This window comes from Aeromonas sp. 11P, from assembly GCF_051920165.1.
In the GTDB taxonomy this organism is placed as follows: Bacteria; Pseudomonadota; Gammaproteobacteria; order Enterobacterales; family Aeromonadaceae; genus Aeromonas; species Aeromonas veronii.
This window is the reverse complement of record NZ_JBQBDJ010000004.1, coordinates 350,220-375,685: the sequence shown is the minus strand read 5'-3', so window position 1 is coordinate 375,685 and position 25,466 is coordinate 350,220. Positions and strand designations below refer to the sequence as shown.

Below are 25,466 nucleotides of genomic sequence, written 5' to 3'. Positions count from 1 at the left end.
CGAGTTACCTTATCGCTTCGCCATCACTTTGCGATGACATGGACACGGAAGGTGTAACCCTGATCCGCACCTGTCGTGGTGTAGCGATCCTGGGTGCCGATATCGCTCCAGTTCACGCCATCATTGGTTCGCTGCCACTGATAAGTCAGACGGCTGCCGTCTGTCAGTTGCATATCCGCTCGGCCCGTTTGCCCTACTGATTCACCTTCGAGACGCACATTCGCATAGAGGGTGGTACCTACGGGTGCATTGACAGGCACATCGCCTCCCGTCTGATCCGTTACCCGTACGCCATCAGTTGCAATCTGACCTGCAGCAAAATTCACATCCGCTTGTTGGCTGTTTCCGAGCAAGGACGCAGTCACGGTAACAACATCAATCGCGTTATGTACCACCTCAATGTGCGCAATACCGTTGGCATCAGTAACACTGGTTGCGCCAGACAAGGTGCCAGCACTGGTGGTCCACGATACAGTGACGCCCGCTTTGGGATTGCCTGCAGCATCTACTACCGCCACCTGCAACTCGTTACTGTCAACGCCATTCGGTACCGCGTTATTGCGTACAACGGTCAGGCTGTTATCACTCAACTTCATACCACCGTTAAGCGGATCGTTCGGGTCAAGCGGGTTGGAGCCGTTGTCCACTTCGGTCTTGTCGTCAATGCCGTCGCCGTCGGTGTCTTTGTTATCCGGATCGGTACCAAGCTGGTTCTCCTGGCCGTTGGTCAGGCCGTCACCATCTTTGTCCCCGTTCGGATCAACCACCGGGTCGTTCGGGTCAAGCGGGTTGGAGCCGTTGTCCACTTCGGTCTTGTCGTCAATGCCGTCGCCGTCGGTGTCTTTGTTATCCGGATCGGTACCAAGCTGGTTCTCCTGGCCGTTGGTCAGGCCGTCACCATCTTTGTCCCCGTTCGGATCAACCACCGGGTCGTTCGGGTCAAGCGGGTTTGAGCCGTTGTCCACTTCGGTCTTGTCGTCAATGCCGTCGCCGTCGGTGTCTTTGTTATCCGGATCGGTACCAAGCTGGTTCTCCTGGCCGTTGGTCAGGCCGTCACCATCTTTGTCCCCGTTCGGATCAACCACCGGGTCGTTCGGGTCAAGCGGGTTGGAGCCGTTGTCCACTTCGGTCTTGTCGTCAATGCCGTCGCCGTCGGTGTCTTTGTTATCCGGATCGGTACCAAGCTGGTTCTCCTGGCCGTTGGTCAGGCCGTCACCATCTTTGTCCCCGTTCGGATCAACCACCGGGTCGTTCGGGTCAAGCGGGTTTGAGCCGTTGTCCACTTCGGTCTTGTCGTCAATGCCGTCGCCGTCGGTGTCTTTGTTATCCGGATCGGTACCAAGCTGGTTCTCCTGGCCGTTGGTCAGGCCGTCACCATCTTTGTCCCCGTTCGGATCAACCACCGGATCGTTCGGGTCAAGCGGGTTGGAGCCGTTGTCCACTTCGGTCTTGTCGTCAATGCCGTCGCCGTCGGTGTCTTTGTTATCCGGATCGGTACCAAGCTGGTTCTCCTGGCCGTTGGTCAGGCCGTCACCATCTTTGTCCCCGTTCGGATCAACCACCGGGTCGTTCGGGTCAAGCGGGTTGGAGCCGTTGTCCACTTCGGTCTTGTCGTCAATGCCGTCGCCGTCGGTGTCTTTGTTATCCGGATCGGTACCAAGCTGGTTCTCCTGGCCGTTGGTCAGGCCGTCACCATCTTTGTCCCCGTTCGGATCAACCACCGGGTCGTTCGGGTCAAGCGGGTTTGAGCCGTTGTCCACTTCGGTCTTGTCGTCAATGCCGTCGCCGTCGGTGTCTTTGTTATCCGGATCGGTACCAAGCTGGTTCTCCTGGCCGTTGGTCAGGCCGTCACCATCTTTGTCCCCGTTCGGATCAACCACCGGGTCGTTCGGGTCAAGCGGGTTGGAGCCGTTGTCCACTTCGGTCTTGTCGTCAATGCCGTCGCCGTCGGTGTCTTTGTTATCCGGATCGGTACCAAGCTGGTTCTCCTGGCCGTTGGTCAGGCCGTCACCATCTTTGTCCCCGTTCGGATCAACCACCGGGTCGTTCGGGTCAAGCGGGTTTGAGCCGTTGTCCACTTCGGTCTTGTCGTCAATACCGTCGCCGTCGGTGTCTTTGTTATCCGGATCGGTACCAAGCTGGTTCTCCTGGCCGTTGGTCAGGCCGTCACCATCTTTGTCCCCGTTCGGATCAACCACCGGGTCGTTCGGGTCAAGCGGGTTGGAGCCGTTGTCCACTTCGGTCTTGTCGTCAATACCGTCGCCGTCGGTGTCTTTGTTATCCGGATCGGTACCAAGCTGGTTCTCCTGGCCGTTGGTCAGGCCGTCACCATCTTTGTCCCCGTTCGGATCAACCACCGGGTCGTTCGGGTCAAGCGGGTTGGAGCCGTTGTCCACTTCGGTCTTGTCGTCAATGCCGTCGCCGTCGGTGTCTTTGTTATCCGGATCGGTACCAAGCTGGTTCTCCTGGCCGTTGGTCAGGCCGTCACCATCTTTGTCCCCGTTCGGATCAACCACCGGGTCGTTCGGGTCAAGCGGGTTGGAGCCGTTGTCCACTTCGGTCTTGTCGTCAATGCCGTCGCCGTCGGTGTCTTTGTTATCCGGATCGGTACCAAGCTGGTTCTCTTGGCCATCAGTCAGACCGTCACCATCACGGTCAGAATTCGGATCACCGGCCGGATCTTTCGGATCTAGCGGGTTGGTGCCGTTGTCCACCTCGGTCTTGTCGTCAATGCCGTCGCCGTCGGTGTCTTTGTTATCCGGATCGGTACCAAGCTGGTTCTCCTGGCCGTTGGTCAGGCCGTCACCGTCGCGGTCCCCGTTCGGATCAACCACCGGATCGTTCGGGTCAAGCGGGTTGGAGCCATTGTCCACTTCGGTCTTGTCGTCAACGCCGTCACCGTCGGTGTCTTTGTTATCCGGATCGGTACCAAGCTGGTTCTCCTCGCCGTTGGTCAGGCCGTCACCATCTTTGTCCCCGTTCGGATCAACCACCGGGTCGTTCGGGTCAAGCGGGTTGGAGCCGTTGTCCACTTCGGTCTTGTCGTCAATACCGTCGCCGTCGGTGTCTTTGTTATCCGGATCGGTACCAAGCTGGTTCTCCTGGCCGTTGGTCAGGCCGTCACCATCCTTGTCCCCGTTCGGATCATCAACCTCAGGTCTGGTACGACTTTGCAGTACCTCGAGGGTGCTATAAGCACTGACCTCGTTACCCTTTATGTCACGGACAATGACTGTAATGCCGTAGATATTGCTGCCTTCTGCTTCAAATGCGGGCAGCTCGGGCAAGCGCAGAGTCGTCAGATTTGCACCGCTCAACTGCGCAGCCGGGATGGCAAGCTTGTCAAACAAGGGACTCTGCCAAACAATCTCGGCAATAGGGTGTTTGCTGCGCACTTCCTGCAGTGAAATATCAAACGGGCTGTTTTCGAACGCACTAAGCAGCTGCGGTAAACCCACAGACATCAGTTGTGCCTTGGTGTATTCGAGAACAATCTGGTTGTTACGCTCGACCAAGTCATAGCGCATGCCCTGCATGGACTTGTTGACCTTGCTGCCATCCAACATGTTGTTGAGAGACTCGCCCAGACGCCACTCAAGATTTACCCCAACCTGGCTGTTGCTCTGACCACCTGATGCTTCAGTGTGCTTGGCATCAAACTTAACCAACGGAACCGGCTGATAACCGACACCCAAGGTAATGGCATGGGGATCTTTCTCCAGCTTCTGGGAGCCCAGAATGTCCACGTTGTCGCCAAAATATTTCTCTGCGGTAACTGAGCCAGACAGTGCCGGATGCGATGGCAGATAGGCTTGAATGTTGACATCAATGCCACTGGCCGCACGGGATAAGTGATCTTCGATATTGTCGCTTTCTTTCCAAGAGCTCAGCGGGACATAGCCGTTTGCAGACATCTTGAGATTGTCACGCCAAGCTTCGGCACCGATACCGGCACGAGAAGCGCTCTCGGTGAAATCCTGGTCATAAAAGGCGTTGTAACCGAGCATCCAATCTTTGGTGAAATGGCGCTGGCCGATACCAATGTTGGCGGTGACGTTGTCATTGCTGGATTTTCTGACCCCACCTTGCACAAACGGCATACGCGACTCGCTCTCTGCGAATGGCATCAGCACATCAAGGGATGACTCGGCAATGTTCATGTCATCATCAAGGGCAATCTTTGCTCTTGCTGTTCCCTTGCCTACCAGCTCCTGAGCATACTGGTTGGCTTCGGCTTCAAAACCGGAAACTGCTTGACGCTTCCAGTATTGCGCTTCTTCTTTGGCACCATAGGATGTACCAGCAACAGCAGATGCATTGTCGGCATTGCCGTAAGTCTGGCGTGCAACTTTAGCAGCCAGAGTCTCGTCAACCTCAACGCCATCGCTTGTTGCAAACTGAGTAGCAATGCGCGCAGCATTTTCCGCTGCGTAATCCCCAACAGATTTTGTTTTTTCATTGCTCGCAGTCAGCTTAAGCGAATTGTTGCCACCGAGTTCCGGCAATGATCCCGCCACTGGTACCACAATCTTTTGACCAACTTCGAGAGGATGAGTCGCCAACCGGCTATCGTTCATGGCAAGCAGAATATGAACGGGCACACCATATGCTTTGGCAATCCCGCTCAGGCTGTCGCCAACCTTGACGGTATAGGTATTCTCTGAAGATTGTTCATGGCGCTTTTTGGTTTCAATCACCGAGCCAGCCGCGTATGCAACGGGCAACACGGCATTGTGGCCGATAAAGAGGTAAGTCCATACCAGCTGATATACGCGACTTTTTTTAAACATATTGAAAAGCTCACTTCGGTTATTACAAGTTATGGCTGCTTGCGCTGATAAAGCTCAAGAACTAGCCAACTCCGCATATAATACCTAACTGGCACGACCTGCTATGTAGGTCGAGACGACACTATCTGTAGGAATTACCCCACACTTGCATGCGGGCAAATTGCAGAAATCATTTGCAATCAAGGGGTTAATAGAAAGAAAAACCTTTTCCATGACAATATTCAGATAAAAGAAAGGAAATGCGAAATTTCCTACGGGAATTATTTTGCAACCTATGAAATCATCCACCTGTGCAACCACGAGTCGTGCTTCGAAAACTGGTTACACATTGCATAGAGTCAGACTTCCGACTTTAACAAGCCTGAACGTTTTGCCGCCAGCAGGCGGCTTTTTTATACATAACATCTTGATTATCATTTCTACACACTGCTACTATTCGCGGGTCTGCTCTGTTGAAACAGCATAAACCCATTTTTTAATTTCTTGCCAGACACAAGCACTCAAGTAGCTTTTCGCCACTTATTCTTATGCTGTATCAAATGGTGTTGACAAATAAAAAGACCGCCTTGGCGGTCTTTTTTTAATAAGAGATTAATCACCCACTGACACAAAGATAATATTCATTATTAACCGAATATGTTCCGTTAGTAGTTCCGTTATCCAATCTGAATGCCCAATGCACGCTACCGTTGGTGTGAACGTCTGAAGTCCAAAATGCATAGATGTTTGTTGGCCATCCGATCACAGAAGAAATTTTATTACCTGGATAGGCATTATAGAGAAACTGATACTCAGCCCTTGTCGGTAATCTCATCCCTCGCTGCTGGCAAGTGGTCGTTGCGCTACTGTTGGAAGCCAGTTGACCCGACACCGCAGACCTGTGAAAGGTGAGCGCCCCCACTTTGACTGTGAGATGGGCTACTTTCCACACCGCAGATGCCATCTTTCTACCTCGATTTGCCAAGCCACTCTGGGCAATCGGCTCGACCTCTACGGCCAGATCTTTGTTGAGATCGGTCTCTTTCACCATGTATTCGCGTGCCGTTTCACCGGCGATAGCAACGCCATTGGCGTACCACTGATAGCGACTGGCTCCTTCAAGGTCCCCATCCAGATCTTCATACAGGTAATTGGCTGAGACCGCTGTTCCTGGCCCGGCCAACTGGCCACGGTTGACCTGGATATTGGTGACTTTCGGTATCCGGCCAGTGGCCAGTTCAGTCCAGACACTGCCACCTTGGGTGGCTTGCGGATAACCTCGTGGGGTGACAGCACGAGCCCCAACGTAATAGCCCACAGATTCTGACATCAGCTGAGCATCACCGAACGAACAAGATCCCTGACCAGACGGTTCAGAACACCAACGTGTCTGGTAAGTAATCTCATCGCCATCCGGATCAACGGAATTGTCAACGCGATCCACACGCAAATACTGATCTTGTGTCATTGCTTTAAATGTCATGGCGGGTGCTGTCGGAGCCCCACGCCCGTGAATTACAGCTGTCGAATCACTCACCTTCGCATTCGCTGATTGTCCAGCCAGCAGAAGCAACACCATGCACCCTATCTTTGGCAAACACGCGGCTGGATATATACGTAGGGGAAAGATCATAGTTCCTCCTTTGGTTAACACGTCACTCTATGAACTTATTGCCAACCCGTTTGTGGACAAAAAAGGAGGCCCGGTATAGACCGGGCCTCCTTGCCACTCTTGGGATATGTAGTGATATTACTTGCCGTTGGCATCCACACGGAACTTGTAACCCTGATCCGCCCCTGTGGTGGTGTAGGTGGCACTGGTTGCACCAGCAACACCAGCCCAATCTTCCGTACCATCCAGGGCACGCTGCCATTGGTAGGTGGCATCAGCACGGTCAAGCTTCTCGCCAGCACCGTCATCCAGCGTCACGGCCGAGTGCAAAGTGGTCCCTACGACCGGGTTGCCTGTAATGACGACGCCTGCTTCATCGACTACCTTGACGTCAGTTGCGGCTTCAACAACGTTGTCAACTGTGATGGTGATAGTGATTGTGTCTTGTGCCCCGGTCGCCGGGTCAGTGACCGTTACCTCAACCACATAGGTGCCATTGCCATCACTATCAAGCGGGTTTTCTGCATCTTGCGGTTTCAAGGTCAGCACACCGTTGTCGTCAATGGTGAACTGGCTACTGTCATCACCACCCAGGCTCCACTCCAGATCACCACCGTTGTTGTTGTTGCTAACGGAGGAACCGATATCGACTTTGATCTCCTGGTTCTCTGGGCCACTGCCGTTACCATCCCCGTCAAGGCCGATGGAGCCCGGGATACCAGGATTTTCAACAATGGGGCCTTCACCACCGATTTCCAGATCACCTGCAGCGATGGTTATTTCGTTGGAGAGGCTATCCGCTGAGTAACGGGTTGCCACCGGGAAGCTTCGCTCGTCGGCAACAGCACGCAGCTTGAGAGTCAGCTTCTTACCAGCATCAGCAGGTTGCGGGGTGTAGGCGGGAATGGCATCAATGCTGCCTGCTAACTGCTCGCCGCCGACATCAACACCATCCAGTTGCCAAACGTAGTACCAGTCGGTCAGTGCATCACCATCTGCATCGGCAGTACCCGGTACTGTTGGCAGAGTGACCGGCACACCGACCACCCCCAGCCCAGTGATCTCCGGTGCGGCAACGACGGTGATTTGACGGCCATGAATGGGACCTGCGCTGTTGGTTGAGACCAAAGCGCTCGCGCCGTTACTGACCAGAGTTGCCAGCAAAACGGCAGCCAAGGTGGTACGGCGAATATGGTGAGAAGGGGTTGCAAACTTTTTCATGAATAGAGACCTTGTCGGTTACATACGCAGCTCAATAAGCAACTGCACGTTGTTAACAATCGCGAGGAGACTATCCCTGGTTCAGCTTGATACCGCTTGCCCTTTTTAGCCTATCGGATGAGGCAAAGGACAAACAACTCTGTATCCGGCTGGGCAACATTTCATATTGACCAACGCATTAAGACCGGCAACTCGATTTTGGATTTTTATCTTTTCAACGAGCTCGCTGAATCGATGAGCAAATAATAGCCACAAGGAGGTTTCAGGTATGTAGGATAGATCCTTCCTTCTTGTAGGAAACAACCTGCGGCATTGGTATGGTACGAGCGTTGTTGCCCAAATCGACGCAGCTTGGATGGAACTAACTGAGGGCTCGGTGATTTGATCACCACCATCCCCTTCAAGTCTGCATCATGGGCACATCGCTTCACCCCATCACCAACTGACCTAAGTACAACAAGTCTTTGATTAACCGTGGTTCACTCACCTTCCGGGTTGATACCGAGGCCATGAACAACTGGTTCCACCACGACCATCATGGGCGGAGGGGCCGCAGCCAGCTCTACACCGACCAGACCATTTGTACCTTCCTGATGCTCAAGGGGATTTTCAACCTCACTCTGCGGACCACTCTGGGACTACTCGACTCTCTGTTCGAGTTGATGAATGTACCGCTACCGGACTACAGCTGTGTCAGCCAGCGCGCTCGCACGGTGACACGGTGAAAGTGTCCTATCGACAACCGGCCAAGGGGAGTATCACCGACTTAGTCATCGACTCAACCGGGCTGAAGGTGTTTGGCGAAGGCGAATGGAAGGTCGTAAAACATGGCGTTAAGAAACGGCGAATTTGGCGGAAGTCTCGCTGGAAAATGTCCATGATGCCGGGGTGTTGCCCGCCTTGCTCAACGCTCTGCGGCGTAAGCTGCGATGTGTTTATGCGGATAGCGCCTATGACAGTAAAGCCAGCCATCAACTTATCTCGCACAAAGGGGCGACAACCTGTATCCCACCTCGCAAGAGTGCGGGGTTATGGAAAAAGGGACATCCAAGAAATGAGACCATACTAGTAATGCGAAAGGATGGGCTGGCGCACTGGAAGAAGATATCGGGGTATCACCGTCGCTCGCTGGCAGAGACGGCGATGTATCGGTTCAAGCTGTCACTGACGAGGAAAATCAGTCTGCGTAACTACAACGGCCAAGTGGGAGAAGTCATGGCGTATGTAAGCGCCATCAACAAGCTGAATACCCTGGGCCTACCAGTCAGAACGCCCCGAGTGTAGTGGTAACCCGGGGCGTGATAAGTTATGACTTGATGGTTGATTTAGTCAACAACGCGAATCTGGACCTTAAAACATATGCTGCTGTTGCCGACTATCAACAATCGGCATAACTGTAACAACGGATACTGAAGATCCGCTATTTGGTATGGACCCAGATGCTGAAACAGGCGTCACTTCAAGTACCAGATACTTACCAATATCATCCTCAGTGGGAACGTAGTCGACCCCGCCAGCTACGAGAACCTTATTCAAAGCCCCAGCCGAGTCATCAGCCCTATACCACAAATAATAATGTTCCCCAGCAGGATCTCCGTCAATGTCTTCATAGGTAAAATGACCGGTCAACACCTGACCCACAATGCTATTTCCAATGATCTGCACATCTTTTGCAACAGGAGGTGTTCCAATCATGTTGGCGACAACTTCCTGACTCCATACACTATACCCTTGCGTCTCTTGCGGATAACCTCTCGGTGTTATCGCTCTAGCAACGACGTATCTGTTCCCCGGAGTGTTGAATATTTGAGTTTGTCCTTCTACACACATCCCCCCGCCCCCAGGCTGAGTGCACCAGCGAAATTGATATTGAATAGGATCACCGTCGGGATCGCTGGAGCGCGCATTGGCGGTCAATAATTGCCCCAATCGAAAATTTGGAACGGATAGCTCCGGTTGTAGTGGCCCACCTAGGCCATAAACAGGCAACGTATGCTCACTCTCCATCGCGATCACCGGAAATACAACAATTATCAGCCATCGCCAGAAAATTGCTATGTTAAATATTAACGACACCATCATTTGAAAAAATTTCACGATATTCATCTCCGCACTGATATTTATTCTTAACATTAAAGTTGTTGATATGCATTTTTTCATACAACCCCAAAGCAGCCTCGCATGGCCCCCACGCAGAATACACATTAACAAAGATTTTTAAAGTCAGAATATCCTGACCATAAAGCCAAACTTGGCCTAGTCACTCACACAACCTCCACCTAATAAGAAATACCTTACACAGACCACAGCATTTATTCATCCACGGTTAACATACAGATTGGCGATAATATAACTCAATTATTGATTGAGCCTGTTTCACAACTTTAAAAATATAATTAAAACAAACTTTTATCATCTATAGCTTCTATAGCTAGTGCAAAAATGAGGAAAAATAATGAAATTACATATTCCTTTAATATTCATTAGTGCAGCCGTATTTCAACAAGCAGCTCACGCTGATGGATATTATGTTTCCGGAAAATTTATAGACAGTACTCAGTACGCAAGTAGTATGGATACCACGCTTCGTGTTGGTATTGACCCTCGCAATGCGAGTTACACTGAAGTTGTGAGCAAAGATGATGATAAGCGTGGCTCAGTGGCATTAGGCTATCAGTTTGATAAATATTGGCAGATAGAATTGGAATATAATCCAAAGACTGATTCACATTTTATCACAAGCATAGACGGTGGTTCTTTTAACGGTTCCAGAAATAATTATAAAATAAGCACTGAACGACTGATGATCAATGCATACCGCGAAGTACCTGTTTACGGTTCATGGTCTGTATATGGTCAAGCGGGTCTAGGCTTGTCAAAGATAGATGTAGAGGGTTGGCAAGGTAATGAAGGAAGACGCTTTGATAGCAATGAACAGAGCAACCTTGCCTATTCTATCGGTGCAGGCTTACGTGCAAACATCAGTTCGTCATTTATCGCTGACTTTGGATACCGCTATATCGGTCTAGGAAAAGTTGAGAGCGGATTTAACCGTTTTGATAATGCTCGCCATCAGAGTGATGAGAAATTAAAAGCTGAACTATCACTACAAGAAATTTACCTTGGCCTAACCTATCCATTCTGATTAAACCACATTAAAAACAGCAGGTTGGCGTCAACCTGCTTCTTAACAACATCAATGAGCAATAGATCATGATTAATAAAATCGCGCTTAGTCTTTTATTTCCATTGTCGATATCCCCTCTTGCATATTCTGCTACAAGTCCGGTCACGACCAACATCAATGCGGAAAATGGTTATCTTAGTACCCATGTTCTGGACACCTCCCTTGGCAAAGGAGCTGATGGAGTAGAAGTAAAACTGTTTAGATATGGAAGCAAGCAGTGGCAGCTAATCGACACCCAGCGTACAGATGAAAATGGCAGGATCAAACGATTTACCAATGTTGAGTTAGGAAGCAATGATGCTTTTGGTAAGTACAAGCTTGAGTTTTCAACAGAAAAATACTACCAATTGCAGAATAAAAATAGCTTCTATCCCATAGTGAACATTGAGTTTTATGTGGATGATAACACACATTATCATGTCCCAATTACATTGACACAATATGGTTTCGCAACATATAGAGGAAGTTAACTATGTATATTCGTGGAGCAAAAAGAATCTTTATCACCAGTATATTCACATTAGCATTGTCAGGCTCCATATTAGCAGCCAGTGACTTCCAACCAGTAAAACCCGCATCACTATCTGACTATCGGTTAAGTTACGAAGAGATGCATTCCATCGCCAATAGTCACGTATTACCACATCGAATATTTTATTATCCATCCGTAGGTCCACACACCAAGTGGTTTGATGCCATAAAAAAAGGTAACTTGGCTCAAGTTAAAGAGATGGTAGAGTCAGGACAACCACTTGAAGCTAAAGATAATTTAAGCGGTCGCGGACAGACAGCCCTTGGCTGGGCGGCCTTTATCGGCTACGAAGATATAGTCAACTATCTTATTGATAAAGGTGCAGACTTATACGCGACGGACGATGCAGACGTCAAAAATGCGCTCAAATCAGCAGCACTCGGGAAAAACGCTGACGTCGCGAAGGCAATATATAGCAAACTGAAAGGGAAAATAGATATCAACGATCAGAGCGCAGACAAAGAAGCAGAAAGCTTGTTGATGATAGCCGCCAGCAACAATAGAATTGAGATGGTTAACTATCTGCTATCCATTGGTGCCAAAGTAGATCTTGTCAGTGAACCATTGCAACAAAACGCTCTTACTTATGCATGTTCACGTGGCCATCAGGATATTGTTGACATTCTAATTAAACACGGGGCAGTAAATTTCAAAACAGGAAAGAAAGCGTGCTAAAATAATTTTATAAAGGTTGCAACTTTTGCAGCCTTTATATTATCTATGTACTCATAACTTCATGACATGACTTCACCGTACCGCGTATATTATTTTCAGCAACTATACGCCTTCAAAAATGCAATATTTCAGAATTTTCTTTCTTGTGCTAAATCGTAAACCACGTCACATTTCAACCTCATATAAAACAAACTGTGACCAGAGTTGTTTAATACAAGGATGCACTAATGAGTTATGACCTATTTTTTGACCATTTTTGGCAACGTTATCCACATCAGCCCGAGTATTTGCAAGCTGTCCGTGAAGTGCTTCATTCCATTTGGCCCTTTTACTCATCTCATCAAAAATACCAGCAGCATAACTTACTTGAGCGGATACTGGAACCAGAGCGGCTAATCCGCTTTCGCGTTTGTTGGGTAGATGATAAGGGTATGGTGCAAGTCAATAGAGTATTTCGCATTCAACACAGCTCAGCTATCGGTCCTTATAAGGGAGGCATGAGATTTCACCCAAGTGTCAACGCCTCTATTTTGAAGTTTCTAGCCTTTGAGCAGACTTTCAAGAATGCACTGACCTCTTTGCCAATGGGGGGAGGAAAAGGCGGCTCTGATTTCGATCCCAAGGGAAAAAGTGAAGGAGAAATCATGCGCTTTTGCCAAGCGTTAATGCTCGAGCTTTATCGCCATGTAGGCCCTGATACTGATGTGCCTGCTGGTGACATTGGTGTAGGAGCTCGGGAGGTCGCCTATATGGCAGGAATGATGAAAAAGCTGACCAATAGAAATGATTGTGTATTTACAGGGAAAAGTGCCTCCTTTGGGGGCAGCCGGCTTCGGCCTGAAGCAACCGGATATGGTTTGCTTTATTTTGTGTCTGCCATGCTGGCCCAGTCAAACCAGCACATTGCAGGTAAGCACATTTCTATATCTGGCTCAGGCAATGTTGCTCAGTTTGCGATAGAGAAAGCAATAGCACTGGGGGGCAAGGTGATCACAGCATCCGATTCATCTGGTTGCATTTACGATCCCTCAGGCTTTACAGCAGAAAAACTCCAATCTCTGCAAGCAATCAAAACCAATGGTGGACAAATTAAAGAATATGCAGATAAGGTTGGTGTCCAATTCCATGAAAAGCGCTCCCCTTGGTTTATACCTACTGACATAGCTCTCCCCTGTGCGACGCAAAATGAATTGAGGAGCGGAGATGCAAAACTGCTCATCACTAATGGCGTCCAACTTGTTGCAGAGGGTGCTAACATGCCTTGTACTGCGGAGGCAATTTCGCTTTTTCATGAGACAGGTGTCTCATTTGCACCTGGCAAAGCTGCGAATGCCGGGGGTGTAGCAACATCAGGTTTGGAAATGAGTCAAAATGCTCAGCGATTATCTTGGTCTAGAGAAATAGTTGATGAACATCTTCAGCAGATCATGATGTCTATACACACCCTCTGTATCGAGTACGGTCGTGATAACAAGGGATGGATAAACTATGAGAGAGGCGCCAATATTGCTAGTTTTGTCCGAATAGCTGATGCAATGTTGGATCAAGGTATCTTGTAATTCAAAAACAATGATGCGAAGGAGACTCCTTCGCATCATTACCCTTCCGGGAACCCCTTTTAAAAATAAACAAAATGTACATTAGTAAAATTTGATTGTATTGTTTTCTCTATTACAAAATAGTATGTATACAACTAAACATTATATTCGTATTAATTACCCCACCTGTCTGCGAAGAAATATCCCCCCTACAATTAAAATTAAAGCAACCCAGTCAAACGAACCACCACCACCATCGTTACTTTCGCCCTCATTAACCTTAACAATCGAGTATTCATTACTATCTGTATTATCTGTGGCCATTTGTGAGGCATTGCTTACGGTCAACTCTGGGCTCATGGCAAAAAATATATTGTCTACACAAGAAACCTTTACTCTTGCAGTTTCAGCTATATCGACAGGGATATATATGCTTGCGGCCCCATTGTTGGGTTGTTTCTGTGCTATTGACTGCCAACTTACCCCCTCATCTGAACTCAGGGAGATATTAACCATACTGCAACTAATAGGAGGTCGATCAGTGCCCCCCACTTCCCAGTTAACTACATTTTGTTGTCCAGCAGTAATATGATTGCCTGGTATCGGATAGAGTGAGAAACGGGCATCACTCAGGATTTTGACTTTCATATCATCGCTGGCGACGCCACCTCTGTTATCTCGTGCTACAAGACGAAAATTCAACTCTCGTGTAAACTCAGGCCACGCTTCCCCCCTCGCCAATACACCCGTAAAAAGGGATTTCATGGCAGGGAAAGTACGTTCTGGACTCTTGACAGGCGACATAAAACGGAACAGAGGTCGAGAGCCATCATCAACCATTGAAGCCACATTCATAGAAAACTCACCAAGATCAATCTGCTCCCATGTATAACTCAATTCATCGCCATCGGGATCACTACCTGCGCCAGTCAACGTGAATGGGGTCATTGCTGGTATCACAACATCATTACCGGCATTCACAATTGGCACCTCATTCATCGACTCAATTACAGTGCCAATATCAGAATGCAAAGACAAGTGCGCTTTTATCTGTTCAATGGATTTGCTGTGAAAATAAGGATCACTATGTGACTGAATACTCTCTTCTCCACATAAACCAGCATACGCCATGATAGAACTGCCACTTCCTGGTTCCCAAGCTTGCTTAGGATTGCGGTTGCCACTTCCACAGCTACCGCTTGTTCCATTAAATGTATGATCCGCACCAAATTGATGGCCGAGCTCATGCGCGACGTAATCAACGAAGAATGCATCCCCAGTAGGATTCCATGAGCCCGTCATACCCATTGAACGACTAGCGGTGCCAAGGGATCTCAGAACAGCAACGCCGCCTCCGTTAGTCGTTAATACATGGCCTACGTCAAAATCTCCAATAAGGCCATTATTCTTAGCCAAGGATTGAACCGATGCATTGGTTTTCATATCTAATTGACCATTATGAAATGGATCTGTCTGTGGATCTATAAATATCAAATTGTCGTTACCACTTGCCAATCTCAGCTCAACACCAAGATCCCTTCGATAAATCTGATTGAGCCGGTTGAGCAATGTCATCATTGCATTGAGTGCTTTCTCTTTTGTCCCCCCATGAAATTCTGTGTATTCACCAGTAGTAGAAATAGCAATTGTGTACGCCTTGACTATATCGTTTCCTTTATGAGCAGAGCCTTCTATAACTTGTTTATATTGCCTGCCCACAGTAGGCATAGACACAATTTTCTCATCTCTCTTCGCTAAATTATTACGAGAATCGTTCTGATAGTAGGAAGCATAGCGGCCATCTCCCAAAGCATCTAAATACACAGAACGACCGTTATATGTGAATACACCGTAAAATCCATTAGGCCCTATATCAAAACGCCCTTGTCCTGTGGGATTATCAACTTGGTAACCTTGAAAAGTTAATAATTGAGGGTATTGGCGTGCCAAGTCATCGGGTAGAAGTGAATAAGGCGTAAGCACATACCTTATGGTTCCCCCCTCAGGCAGAGGCAGTTCAATCTGCTTCATTCCGGCATAAAGCTGTTGAAGATACTCTTCATCAGCACTTAACAGATGATATGCCTTGGCTCGCACTTCTCCTTTTTCTTGGTCAGACCCCTTTGCCGCCAACGTAATCCATGGGGCCGCATCCAATACGCAGCTCACGAACAGACCAGCGGCTAAACATACTCCTTTCATAATACATGTCATCTTAGATAGCCTCACTTGTGACTGATGGCTACTTTATCGATGTGGTAGGAATAAACTTTACACACGGTAGGAAAGATCCTACCCACATAATCATTTTGTTATTAGCGGAAGTCTAAAAAATTGCCCCTGCAGATATTGACGTATGCTGATTACATTGACAGGGCAAAGTTGAAAAAAATAATCGATGTAGGGGCATGTGATCTGGTGTTAGGAATTCAAAGCTTGAATCCTAGATAAGCTTGGCGCGGTGATGAATGGGAAGTGCCAAAACTGGCGAGACGATCAATGAAAGATGCCGGACGGCGACGATGTCGTACCTAAATAGCTGTTCCGAATAGTAGATCACTGGAGGAAGGGAACTCAGTCCAATTTGTGCGCTCTCATTAGTCGCCAAACAAAACAAGCCACCCACAAAGGACTGAGTTGATGCCTATCCTACCACCACTGCCACGCTCACAACGGCGCCGCATTCTCAAAATCATCCATGCCACGCGTGATAAAGAGTATGCTCTTCGCTTGATGGCCATCTTGCTGTTACATGCAAGACGCACGATCACTGATGTTCATCACCTTACCAGCGCTGCTCGCTCGACCATCGGCCGTTGGCTTCGATGGTATCGGGATGAAGGTCTGGGGGCTCTAGAAGCCTTACCGGCTGGCCGTGCCTCTAAGATTGTCACCTTACTGGTGCTGTATGGAGATGGTATTCACCTGGCAGGCGTTCTCCATACAGGCAACTGAAGGTGCTTTAAGTCAGTGGGATAAAGAAAAACTCATCGCTGTTTATCGCCATGCTGGAAAAGCTGTGTCACCACTACCCACGAGCCAAAACCATCACCCTGATCCTCGATAACTACATCATTCACAAAAGCAAACAGACCGAGCGATGGTTGAAGAAGAACCCCAAGTTCTGCTTGGTATTCCAGCCAGTTTACAGTCCTTGGGTTAATCACATAGAACGGCTGTAGCACAAGTTGCATGAAACGATCACGCGCAATCATCAATGCAGCGGGATGGCCAACCTGCTGGCTCGAGTGAAACACTTCATCGATACCGTGTCTCCTTTCCTGGGGAATGGCTATGGCACAGCGAAGGTGTAGCACTATTGGGATCAGTTATTTATTTCCGCTGCGTTAAACGCATGCAGCTTTCATCGCCCATTTTGTGTACCAATTCACATCAGATTAGGAGTGGAGCCAATAATGGCTATTCAAATAAATAAAATAGCCATGAGCCTTGCCTTAATGGCCACCGCTGGTAGTGCCACAGCAGCCGCCAAGCCCACTATTCTTGCCATCATGGGCGATGACATCGGTTACTGGAACATCAGTGCTTACAACCAGGGAATGATGGGCTACCAGACCCCGAATCTGGACAGGATCGTCAATGAAGGGGCCATCTTTACCGATCACTACAGATATCACTAAACAATCATCATATCCTGAAGGATGGATGGGCCTTATTGACTCGATGAGTAGAGGAGAAGTGCACAAAATGTCGGGATAAACTGCCCAATAAACCGCCACCAGTACGGCTCGCCCTTCGTTCTGCCTGCGCTATGGTTTACCATGCAGGCAATTGTGGTGCCTAGCACCGCCCACCCAGGCGCCAGGCGCCGTCATCGGATACCTCATCTCGAGCAACATGAGCAAAACAGCACACGCGGGCAACGAGCCAACATTCTACTTCCACGATTACGAAACCTTCGGCATCAGCCCCGCCAAGGACAGGCCGTCGCAGTTTGCCGGTATTCGTACCGATGCAGATTTCAACATCATTGGCGAGCCGCTGGTCATTTATTGCAAACCTCCGGCGGACTACCTGCCGGACCCAGAGGCATGCCTTATCACCGGTATCACGCCACAAAAGGCGATGAAGGACGGGCTGTGCGAGGCGGATTTCATTCGCCAGATCCACGAGCAGTTCGCCACTTCGAATACCTGTGTGCTGGGCTACAACAGCATCCGCTTCGATGATGAAGTGACCCGCTACACCCTCTATCGCAACTTCTATGACCCCTATGCCTACAGCTGGCAGAATGGCAACTCCCGCTGGGACATTCTCGACATGCTGCGGGCCTGCTATGCCCTGCGGCCGGAGGGGATCGAGTGGGCGTTTGACGATGAGGGCAAGCCGAGTTTCCGGCTGGAGAAGCTGACGGTCGCCAACGGTGTGGCCCACGCCAATGCTCACGATGCGCTCTCCGACGTGCTGGCCACCATCGAGATGGCCAAGCTGGTGAAAAAAGCCCAACCCAAGCTGTTTGGTTATCTCTTTGACCTTCGCAACAAGAACAAGGTGAAGGCGCTGATTGACGTGGTGAACATGAAGCCGCTGGTGCATGTCTCCGGCATGTTCTCCCCCTGGCAGGGTTGTGCAAGCTGGGTCTCGCCACTTGCCTGGCACCCCACCAACCAGAACGCGGTGATCATGGTGGATCTGACCCGTGACCCCACCCCGCTCATTGAACTCTCCAGCGAGGAGATCCGCGAGCGCCTCTATACCAAAAAAGAGGAGCTGGGGGATCTGGCGGGCATTCCGGTGAAACTGGTGCACATCAACAAGTGCCCGGTGCTGGCGCCGGCCGCCACCCTGACGGCGGAGCGCGCCGACGAGCTCGGCATCAATCGGGAGCAGTGCCGCAAGAGCCTGGATCTGCTGCGCGCCCACCCCGAGGTACGGGAAAAACTGGTGGAAGTATTCAATCAGGAGTTCGCCGGCAGTAATGACAGCGACCCCGATACCCAGCTCTACGCCGGATTCTTTGGCCATGGCGACAAGTCAACCATGGATCTGGTGCGCGCCACCCCCGCGGATCTGCTAGGTGAACGGGAGTTCGCCTTTACCGACGCCCGGCTGCCGGAGATGCTGTTCCGCTATCGCGCCCGCAACTGGCCGCACACCTTGAGCGAAGCGGAGCAGAAACGCTGGCGCCTGCACTGCAGCGACTACTTCAGCCGCCGTCTGCCGGACTATGTGCCCCGTCTCGAGGCGCTGGCCGAGCAGAACCAGAGTAACGAACGGAACTTTGCGATTCTAAAGAGTCTTTATCACTATCTGGAAGATTTATGAGTTGTGAGTAGTTTCACAATAAATCCTTCCCGCCCATCCCCTTCTTCAGGTCATAATGACGAAGGGGATTTCCCCAAAAACCAATATCTTGCAACATCCTGAGCGGATGTCTCCCAAGCAAGAGATCTCTTTGGCCGAACGGAAGCCATTTGCTGATGCCTCGTCACCACGCACTGCTCGGATTACTGGCCCTGCTGCCGCTGGCAGCCAACGCCGCATACCGGTTCGATGTGCCGGATTATCTTGCTCGCCTGCCCGAGCAGACCTATCGCATCGTAGAACAGAACTTCAACACCCTTTATCAGCAGACTGATTTCACTCCCCTGATCACCAACAGCTACTTCAACGGCTCCCATCTCTACAAGTTTGTCGGGGTACCGCTGGCCATCAGCGCCCAGTCAGGTTTCCAGCTGGAGGTGTTTGGTCAGGTCTATAACCGCGCTTCGCAAGCCTATATGCACCTGAGCGAGGATATGTCCCTCTATCGGGTGATGCGGGTCGATCTGATGGGGAACCCCAATGATCAGTTGGCCATCGGTTTTGGTCTGGGGGTGCCCATCACCCCGTTGCTGACCCTCAAGGCGATCGCCTCCGGCAGTGATATCCCGGGCTATGGCTCAGCCAAATACGCCGTCGGTTTTGAGTGGCGTTACTGAAAAACGTGGCTGATAACCGCTGATTGAAACAATTCAGGCTCCGTAATGGAGCCTGAATTGTATGTGGTGATGTTGTGATCAGGTGTAGCGGATCACCCGCCCCTCGCCCCCTTGCAGGGTCACGGTTGTGCCGACTGCCTGCCCCTGCCAAAAATCGGTTCCCCCCTCCGGCAGCAGAAACTCCTGTGGTTGCCCCTCCCAGTTGAACAGGCAGAGCAGAGTGCCCCCCTCGGGCAGGCTTACTTCGCCGCAGGCAAAGTCCATCGACTCGAAACGGGCAGAAGGTGCTCGAGCTGAGCAGAGCGCCAGCAACTTGCGCAGTTGCGCCGCCTGCTCCTCATCGAGATCTTGCAGCCGATCACCGGCCAGCATCATGCCGCCACTCGCTACCAGCGCTGCCAGATGGAAGCTGTAATCCGCCTTGCTTGCTTGCTGGCTAGGTAGATCGCGCACGCAGATGCAGTCGGGATCGAGGGCCCAGAGCTTGTCATTCTGCCAGGCGCGGCAGAAGGCTTCGCGAGCGATCTGGCGATAGCGGTGGCCATTGCGCTCCACGTCATCGCTCACCCGCATACCGTGAACCAGCCCAAGGCTTGGCCAGATGGGCGCGTTGCAACCAAGCAGGAAAGCGCCTTCACCAGCACCGCGCAGGATGGCCGCCATACCGCGTCGATAGGCTTCAACTCGGGTGGCGGCCGAGTCGTGGAAACGGCCACCGTGGATAGCGCCCCAGAAGTTGGCATCGAGCTTGAAGTAGTGAATGCCCCACTGCTCACGCAGGGTAAGGAACACTTGCTCAAGGTGCGCCTGCACCTCGGGGTGGGTGCCGTCCAGCACATACCAGGGAGTGCAACGCCAACCGCCATAAGTCACTCGTTCGGAAGGCAGCGGCAGACCGTCATCCCCCTTCACAAACCAGTCGGGATGATCCTGAAACACCTGCGAGCTTGGTTCGGCAATAAAGGGAGCGACCCAGAGAGCGGGCTCACAGCCAGCCTGTTTGATCTCCGCAGCCAATGAAGCAACATCTTGCTCGAACTTGGCCGAAGGGGTAAGCCAGTCGCCCATTTTGGCCTGATAGCCGTCGTCTATCTGCACATAGCGTAACGCCGGGAAGCGCTCGGCACGCACCTGCAGATTTTCGCGAATATCGGTAGCACTAACCTCGGCGTAGTAGTGATACCAGGAGCACCAACCGCTCGGGCGCTCACTCACCTTACCGATCAGCGAGCCGTGCTCGGCCTCGATCAGCCGTGCCAGCTCGGCCAGCAGATCCTCGCGCTCCGCCCCTTCGAGGCAGATCAGCGCCTCGCTCTGCCAGTGCTCACCGGCTGCAAGTTTTCGCCCTTCGCAGTTCATCAGGATCTGCAGGCGACCATCAGGATAGAGGCGAAACTCCCCGCCAAAACGGTGGCAGCTGGCAAAGGCGAGCAGCAGCCACCCCTTGCCATGCTCCACCAGCAACAGGTTGTGAATGGTGTGATAGCCATTGTCATCAGTGATGCGATAAACGCTGGCATCGGGGCAACGGCCGACATGTTGCGGTGATTGCCAGCTACCCATGGTCTGGGCCAGCATCTGGAATCCTTCACCATAGATGGCGCTCTCCACCGGCAGGCCAAGCTTGCCGTCAAACAGCACCCAGCGCTCAACCGGAGTGGCATCAGAACCTGTGTTGTCGAGTCGCACCCGACACAGGGGCCCTTCCCACTGACGGGTTTGCAGCAGATGGGGTGGCAACGCAGTATCGTTCGCCAGCTGGCGAACTCGGGACAAGAGGGATGTCATCACTACTCCTTGTAGTTCGAAAAAGGGTTCTATCAGGCACTTTTCAAAAAATGCCAATCAAATCAGCCTCAAATGAACTGATTTCAGTTGTTATTGTTTTAATGCCGCGACCCAGCCTCTCTGGTAAACTGCGATTTTTCATCCCAGTCGATGAGGTTCACGTGATCGCGCAACGCGCCTTGCTGTACTTTCGTGACTTTATGGTCATCGTCGCCTGCCTGCTGGCAGGCAAATCCGTGGCAGCCATCCTGCCGTTTGCCTTTCCCGGCAGCATCATCGGCATGCTGCTGCTGTTCGTGCTGCTCTCCCTTCAGCTTATAAAGCTGCACTGGGTCGAGCTGGGGGCAGGCTTGCTGCTGCGCCACATGGGCGTTTTGTTCGTGCCGGTCGCGGTCGGACTGGTGGCCTGGCTTGAGCCCCTGCGCCAATCCTTCGGCGTCATCATGCTCTGCATCGTGCTCGGGATCGTGCTGATCCTCGCCACCGTCGGTCGGCTCTACCAGAGGATGAACAAATGATCTTCTGGCTCGCAATTCCCCTGACCCTGACGCTCTATTTAGCCACCCGCGCACTCTATCGCCGCCTGCCCTGGCCCATCATCAACCCTGTGCTGGTGCCGACCGCGGTGATCATCGGCCTGCTGCTCTGGTTTGATCTGCCCCTTGAGCAGTACGAGCGCGGCAGCAGCCCCATTACCATGCTGCTGGAACCCGCCGTAGTTGCGCTGGCGCTGCCGCTCTATCAACAGGTGCGCCAGATCCAGGCCAAGCTCAAGCCCATCCTAATCTGTACCCTCGCCTCCGTCTTGATCTCGGTGTGCACAACCCTGCTGATCGGTCATTTTATGGGCACAGATCCGGCGCTGCTCGCCTCCCTTGCCACCAAATCCATCACCACCCCGCTCGCCATGAGCGTCAGCCAGTCCATCGGCGGCATTCCCGCCATCGCGGCCGCCGTGGTGGTGGTGGTGGGGATTGTTGGCGCCCTGATCGGCTACCCGCTGCTCAAACTGCTGAAAGTGACCGACCCGGAAGCCCAAGGGCTCGCCATGGGGGCCTGTGCCCACGCCATCGGCACCGCCACCTCCGCCGAGAAGGGGATCACCCAGGGGGCCTTTGCATCGCTGGCCATGGTGGTGTGCGGGATCCTCACCGCGGCAGTCGCCCCGCTGCTGTTTGCCATCTATCACTGGCTGATCTGATCACCCCATTGACCACCTGTTGACCATTCCGGGAGGCTTGCTGGCCTCTCGGGGTGCGACCTGCCGCACAATTTGCACAAGACAAACGTTTCCATTACCATCCCCCTCCGTTTGCCCATCAGGGCGTGAGCCTGCTCACACATTTACCCGAGCTTGCTCCCTACAATGGCCGCCCAATTGGCCTTTGAGGACACACTATGCATCCCCGTTTTGCCAAGCCATTCGATACCCTCTCTGCCCCGCTCAAAGCAGCCGTGCAGCCCATGCTGGATAGTGCCGACTTCAACGCCCGCTTCACGCCGGAGCAAGTCGCCACCCTGAAAGCCGCCACAGGTCTCGATGATCGCGCCCTGCGCCTCACCCTGTTGCCGCTGGCTGCTGCCTGCTCGGTGGCGCCCATCTCCAAATTTTACGTCGGTGCCATCGCCTGCGGCCTGAGTGGCACCTGGTACTTCGGTGCCAACATGGAGTTCGCAGGGCAAGGGTTGTTCCACTCGGTTCACGCCGAGCAGTCCGCCATCTCCAACGCCTGGCTGGGTGGCGAGACCGGGATCTCTGAAATCACCGTCAACTACACCCCCTGCGGCCACTGCCGTCAGTTCATGAACGAGCTGAGCACCGCCAAGATCCTGAAAGTCTCTCTGCCCGATGACCTGAGTGCCCTGCAATCCTTCCTGCCCCACTCGTTTGGCCCGGCGGATCTCGACATCACGGATGCGCTGATGAGCCCGCAGGATCACGCAGAGCTTCAGCTTCAAAGCGAAGACCCGCTGTCGCAGGCCGCGCTGGCCGCAGCCCGTCAAAGCTACGCCCCCTACAGCCAGGGCTATGCCGCGGTAGCGCTGCAGTTTGCCGATGGCCGCATCTTCTCTGGCCGCTACGCCGAGAACGCCGCCTTCAACCCCAGCCTGCCGCCGATGCAGATGGCCTGCGCCCATGCGGTGCTTAACGGCGAGGATCTCGCCACCATCCGCCGCGCCGTGCTGCTGGAGAATAAAAACGGCCAGATCAGCCAACGTGACTCCGCCCAGTCCACCCTCAAGGCGCTGGGCTCGGTCGAGCTGGAGTATCAGGCGGTTTGATCCCGGCTTTGTGTCGATAAACGAAAGCCCCCGCACCAAGGTGCGGGGGCTTTTTTACTTGGCCGTTTAATCGGGAACGGCCCTTGATCTCACTGATTGGCGCGGTTGATCAGCACATCTAACCGGTTGCTGATCAAACCGGTTTCAGCCGCGCGGTGAAGTGGCGCAGCAGCGGCGGCTCGTAGTCAAAGGTGAGCCCGCGAATGTCGCTGGCCCGCGCTTTCACCGCGATCAGGCAGTCGGCCACATAGTCCATGTGATCCCGGGTGTAGACCCGGCGCGGAATGGTGAGCCGCAGCAGCTCAAAGTCCGCCGCCTCCTGCTTGCCGGTCACGGGATCACGCCCCAGCAGCAGGGAGCCGATCTCCACCCCGCGCACGCCCCCTTCCAGATAGAGCTCGCAAGCGAGCGCATGGGCGGGGAACTGCTCGGCCGGAATATGGGGCAGCAATTTTTTGGCATCGACAAACACCGCATGACCGCCAGTGGGGGTCTGGATGGGGATGCCCGCCTCGGCCAGCCGCTCGCCGAGATAGGCCACCTGACTGATGCGGTAGGTGAGATACTCCTCATCCATCCCCTCGCGCAGACCGATGGCAAGCGCCGCCATGTCCCGTCCGGCAAGGCCGCCATAGGTGACAAATCCTTCTATCGCCACGCAGCGCACCTGTACCGCGCGAAACAGGTCGAGATCCTCCTTGAAGCAGCAGAGCCCACCGATATTGACCAACCCGTCCTTTTTGGCCGACATAGTGAAGATGTCCCCCAGCGCAAACATCTGGCGCACTATCTCCTTGATGCTGCACTTGGCATAGGCAGGATCCCGCTCCTTGATAAACCAGGCGTTCTCGGCGAAACGGGCAGCGTCGATCACCACCGGAATATGGTGGCGACGGGCCAGCTCGGAAACCGCCTCCATATTAGCCATGGAGACCGGCTGGCCACCGGCGCTGTTGCAGGTGACCGTGATGATGATACCGGCCACGTTGTCGGCCCCCATAGTCTCGATGGTGTCGCTCAGGCGAGGAAGATCAAAATCCCCCTTCCAGGCGTAGGGGGCCGTGGTATCGAGGGCTTTCGGGGTGAGCAGGTTGATGGCCCGCGCGCCAGCCAACTCCACATGGGCTTTGGTGGTGTCGAAGTGGTAGTTTGAGATAAACACCGGCGCCTTGCCCTTGCAGCGCTTGACCAGCTCGGGGAAGAGGATCTGCTCCGCCCCGCGCCCCTGGTGGGTGGGCATCACATGCTGATAGCCGAAGATATCGCGCACCGAGCTCTCCAGCTCGACGAAGTTGCGGCTGCCCGCATAGGCTTCGTCCCCCATCATGATACCGGCCCACTGGCGGTCGGACATGGCACCTGTGCCGCTGTCGGTCAGCAGATCGATATAGACATCCTCGGCCAGCAGCAGGAAGGGGTTCCAGCCAGCGGCCTCGAGGGCTGCACGACGCTCGGCGCCAGTGGTCTGTTTGATGGGCTCGACCATCTTGATACGAAACGGCTCGGGTATACGACGCATAAAAGACTCCTCACCGGCGCAAGGCCAGTGTGTTTGAAATCGGGATTGGCAAAGAGGCCGGGGCGATCAGGGTCGTCCGGCTGACAAATTCAAACGGCGGGTGCCGCCAATCAGCGGTGAGGAAAGTCGAAGGTGAGAATGGGATCCCGGGTATACCAGTGGGCGAGCAGGCAAGCTGCCCGGGGCGTAGCTGTCATGATTGGCATCACTCCCCTCCATATCGGTTGTAGACAGTCGATGGCCAACAAGATCCGTTGATGGATGCTGCCAACGGGCAGCCTCGCCACGTTAACGGCTGGTTAATTTTCAAACAAGGAGTGCACTGACGGGCTGTGCGCCCGCTCACAAAGTGCACATCTGCGCGGCAAACTGGCAGTGAAGTTGATCCGCCCGCGCCCCC

Annotated in this window: 17 protein-coding genes and 3 pseudogenes; 13 read left to right on the top strand and 7 right to left on the bottom strand. The window is 52.4% G+C overall.

Annotation, left to right across the window (positions count from 1 at the left end):
* Window positions 1-23: 23 nt before the first annotated feature.
* The 3 genes from ACTG1P_RS01950 to ACTG1P_RS01940 form a co-directional block, all read right to left on the bottom strand.
* Entirely contained in the window at window positions 24-4,790 is a 4,767-nt protein-coding gene (locus ACTG1P_RS01950) for an inverse autotransporter beta domain-containing protein (protein WP_440000337.1), read from the bottom strand.
* A 595-nt stretch (window positions 4,791-5,385) separates the two neighbouring features.
* Window positions 5,386-6,402: an adhesion domain-containing protein gene (locus ACTG1P_RS01945; RefSeq protein WP_069556478.1), complete on the bottom strand. Its 1,017-nt coding sequence runs from the start codon at window positions 6,400-6,402 to the stop codon at window positions 5,386-5,388.
* Window positions 6,403-6,519: 117 nt separating this feature from the next.
* Window positions 6,520-7,602, bottom strand: coding sequence for a hypothetical protein (locus ACTG1P_RS01940; protein ID WP_440000336.1), 1,083 nt, complete (start codon window positions 7,600-7,602; stop codon window positions 6,520-6,522).
* 464 nt (window positions 7,603-8,066) lie between these two features.
* Between ACTG1P_RS01940 and ACTG1P_RS01935 the strand changes: the two are divergent.
* Window positions 8,067-8,886, top strand: a pseudogene (locus ACTG1P_RS01935) (transposase).
* 66 nt (window positions 8,887-8,952) lie between these two features.
* Here the strand turns inward: ACTG1P_RS01935 and ACTG1P_RS01930 are convergent.
* Window positions 8,953-9,762: a hypothetical protein gene (locus ACTG1P_RS01930; protein WP_440000335.1), complete on the bottom strand. Its 810-nt coding sequence runs from the start codon at window positions 9,760-9,762 to the stop codon at window positions 8,953-8,955.
* Between the two features lie 295 nt (window positions 9,763-10,057).
* On the opposite strand from ACTG1P_RS01930, the gene ACTG1P_RS01925 reads away from it, so the two are divergent.
* The 4 genes from ACTG1P_RS01925 to gdhA all read left to right on the top strand — a co-directional run bounded on the left by ACTG1P_RS01925 (window position 10,058) and on the right by gdhA (window position 13,555).
* Complete coding sequence (locus ACTG1P_RS01925) at window positions 10,058-10,747, top strand: outer membrane protein (RefSeq protein ID WP_440000334.1); 690 nt, start codon at window positions 10,058-10,060, stop codon at window positions 10,745-10,747.
* A 68-nt stretch (window positions 10,748-10,815) separates the two neighbouring features.
* Window positions 10,816-11,259: a hydroxyisourate hydrolase gene (gene uraH, locus ACTG1P_RS01920; RefSeq protein WP_440000333.1), complete on the top strand. Its 444-nt coding sequence runs from the start codon at window positions 10,816-10,818 to the stop codon at window positions 11,257-11,259.
* A 2-nt stretch (window positions 11,260-11,261) separates the two neighbouring features.
* Entirely contained in the window at window positions 11,262-11,996 is a 735-nt protein-coding gene (locus tag ACTG1P_RS01915) for an ankyrin repeat domain-containing protein (protein ID WP_440000332.1), read from the top strand.
* 227 nt (window positions 11,997-12,223) lie between these two features.
* Entirely contained in the window at window positions 12,224-13,555 is a 1,332-nt protein-coding gene (gene gdhA / locus ACTG1P_RS01910) for an NADP-specific glutamate dehydrogenase (protein ID WP_440000331.1), read from the top strand.
* 156 nt (window positions 13,556-13,711) lie between these two features.
* Here gdhA and ACTG1P_RS01905 read toward each other — a convergent pair whose 3' ends face one another.
* Complete coding sequence (locus ACTG1P_RS01905) at window positions 13,712-15,748, bottom strand: reprolysin-like metallopeptidase (RefSeq protein WP_440000330.1); 2,037 nt, start codon at window positions 15,746-15,748, stop codon at window positions 13,712-13,714.
* 132 nt (window positions 15,749-15,880) lie between these two features.
* On the opposite strand from ACTG1P_RS01905, the pseudogene ACTG1P_RS01900 reads away from it, so the two are divergent.
* From ACTG1P_RS01900 to ACTG1P_RS01880, 5 genes and pseudogenes are all read left to right on the top strand, one after another.
* Window positions 15,881-16,063 (top strand): annotated as a pseudogene (locus ACTG1P_RS01900) (IS4 family transposase); the annotation flags it as partial.
* Window positions 16,064-16,174: 111 nt separating this feature from the next.
* A pseudogene (locus ACTG1P_RS01895) lies at window positions 16,175-16,848 on the top strand (IS630 family transposase).
* A gap of 102 nt (window positions 16,849-16,950) precedes the next feature.
* Complete coding sequence (locus ACTG1P_RS01890) at window positions 16,951-17,175, top strand: hypothetical protein (protein WP_440000329.1); 225 nt, start codon at window positions 16,951-16,953, stop codon at window positions 17,173-17,175.
* A 217-nt stretch (window positions 17,176-17,392) separates the two neighbouring features.
* Window positions 17,393-18,820, top strand: a complete 1,428-nt coding sequence (gene sbcB / locus ACTG1P_RS01885) for an exodeoxyribonuclease I (RefSeq protein WP_440000328.1) — start codon at window positions 17,393-17,395, stop codon at window positions 18,818-18,820.
* 155 nt (window positions 18,821-18,975) lie between these two features.
* Window positions 18,976-19,476: a hypothetical protein gene (locus ACTG1P_RS01880; protein ID WP_005360277.1), complete on the top strand. Its 501-nt coding sequence runs from the start codon at window positions 18,976-18,978 to the stop codon at window positions 19,474-19,476.
* A gap of 78 nt (window positions 19,477-19,554) precedes the next feature.
* Here ACTG1P_RS01880 and ACTG1P_RS01875 read toward each other — a convergent pair whose 3' ends face one another.
* Window positions 19,555-21,264, bottom strand: coding sequence for an alpha-galactosidase (locus tag ACTG1P_RS01875; RefSeq protein WP_440000327.1), 1,710 nt, complete (start codon window positions 21,262-21,264; stop codon window positions 19,555-19,557).
* A 161-nt stretch (window positions 21,265-21,425) separates the two neighbouring features.
* On the opposite strand from ACTG1P_RS01875, the gene ACTG1P_RS01870 reads away from it, so the two are divergent.
* From ACTG1P_RS01870 to cdd, 3 genes are all read left to right on the top strand, one after another.
* The gene (locus ACTG1P_RS01870; RefSeq protein WP_005333279.1) at window positions 21,426-21,782 is read left to right on the top strand and encodes a CidA/LrgA family protein; all 357 of its coding nucleotides are present in this window, start codon (window positions 21,426-21,428) and stop codon (window positions 21,780-21,782) included.
* Window positions 21,779-22,465, top strand: coding sequence for an LrgB family protein (locus ACTG1P_RS01865; protein ID WP_440000326.1), 687 nt, complete (start codon window positions 21,779-21,781; stop codon window positions 22,463-22,465). Before ACTG1P_RS01870 ends, ACTG1P_RS01865 begins: the two co-directional genes overlap by 4 nt.
* 197 nt (window positions 22,466-22,662) lie before the next feature.
* On the top strand, window positions 22,663-23,547 hold the full coding sequence (gene cdd, locus ACTG1P_RS01860) for a cytidine deaminase (RefSeq protein ID WP_440000325.1): 885 nt from the start codon (window positions 22,663-22,665) through the stop codon (window positions 23,545-23,547).
* Between the two features lie 133 nt (window positions 23,548-23,680).
* On the opposite strand, the gene ACTG1P_RS01855 is transcribed toward cdd, so the two are convergent.
* Window positions 23,681-25,066 (bottom strand): tryptophanase, encoded by a 1,386-nt coding sequence (locus ACTG1P_RS01855; protein ID WP_440000324.1) that lies wholly within the window; start codon window positions 25,064-25,066, stop codon window positions 23,681-23,683.
* Between the last annotated feature and the right edge of the window lie 400 nt (window positions 25,067-25,466).

Bases quoted from the DNA above. Each gene is read 5' to 3' on its own strand.
- ACTG1P_RS01940 (WP_440000336.1), bottom strand. From the start codon at position 7,602: ATGAAAAAGTTTGCAACCCCTTCTCACCATATTCGCCGTACCACCTTG.
- ACTG1P_RS01855 (WP_440000324.1), bottom strand. From the start codon at position 25,066: ATGCGTCGTATACCCGAGCCGTTTCGTATCAAGATGGTCGAGCCCATC.
- ACTG1P_RS01925 (WP_440000334.1), top strand. From the start codon at position 10,058: ATGAAATTACATATTCCTTTAATATTCATTAGTGCAGCCGTATTTCAA.
- ACTG1P_RS01905 (WP_440000330.1), bottom strand. From the start codon at position 15,748: ATGACATGTATTATGAAAGGAGTATGTTTAGCCGCTGGTCTGTTCGTG.
- ACTG1P_RS01865 (WP_440000326.1), top strand. From the start codon at position 21,779: ATGATCTTCTGGCTCGCAATTCCCCTGACCCTGACGCTCTATTTAGCC.
- ACTG1P_RS01890 (WP_440000329.1), top strand. From the start codon at position 16,951: ATGGCTATTCAAATAAATAAAATAGCCATGAGCCTTGCCTTAATGGCC.
- cdd (WP_440000325.1), top strand. From the start codon at position 22,663: ATGCATCCCCGTTTTGCCAAGCCATTCGATACCCTCTCTGCCCCGCTC.
- ACTG1P_RS01880 (WP_005360277.1), top strand. From the start codon at position 18,976: ATGCCTCGTCACCACGCACTGCTCGGATTACTGGCCCTGCTGCCGCTG.
- sbcB (WP_440000328.1), top strand. From the start codon at position 17,393: ATGAGCAAAACAGCACACGCGGGCAACGAGCCAACATTCTACTTCCAC.
- gdhA (WP_440000331.1), top strand. From the start codon at position 12,224: ATGAGTTATGACCTATTTTTTGACCATTTTTGGCAACGTTATCCACAT.
- ACTG1P_RS01875 (WP_440000327.1), bottom strand. From the start codon at position 21,264: ATGACATCCCTCTTGTCCCGAGTTCGCCAGCTGGCGAACGATACTGCG.
- ACTG1P_RS01945 (WP_069556478.1), bottom strand. From the start codon at position 6,402: ATGATCTTTCCCCTACGTATATATCCAGCCGCGTGTTTGCCAAAGATA.
- ACTG1P_RS01950 (WP_440000337.1), bottom strand. From the start codon at position 4,790: ATGTTTAAAAAAAGTCGCGTATATCAGCTGGTATGGACTTACCTCTTT.
- uraH (WP_440000333.1), top strand. From the start codon at position 10,816: ATGATTAATAAAATCGCGCTTAGTCTTTTATTTCCATTGTCGATATCC.
- ACTG1P_RS01930 (WP_440000335.1), bottom strand. From the start codon at position 9,762: ATGAAAAAATGCATATCAACAACTTTAATGTTAAGAATAAATATCAGT.
- ACTG1P_RS01915 (WP_440000332.1), top strand. From the start codon at position 11,262: ATGTATATTCGTGGAGCAAAAAGAATCTTTATCACCAGTATATTCACA.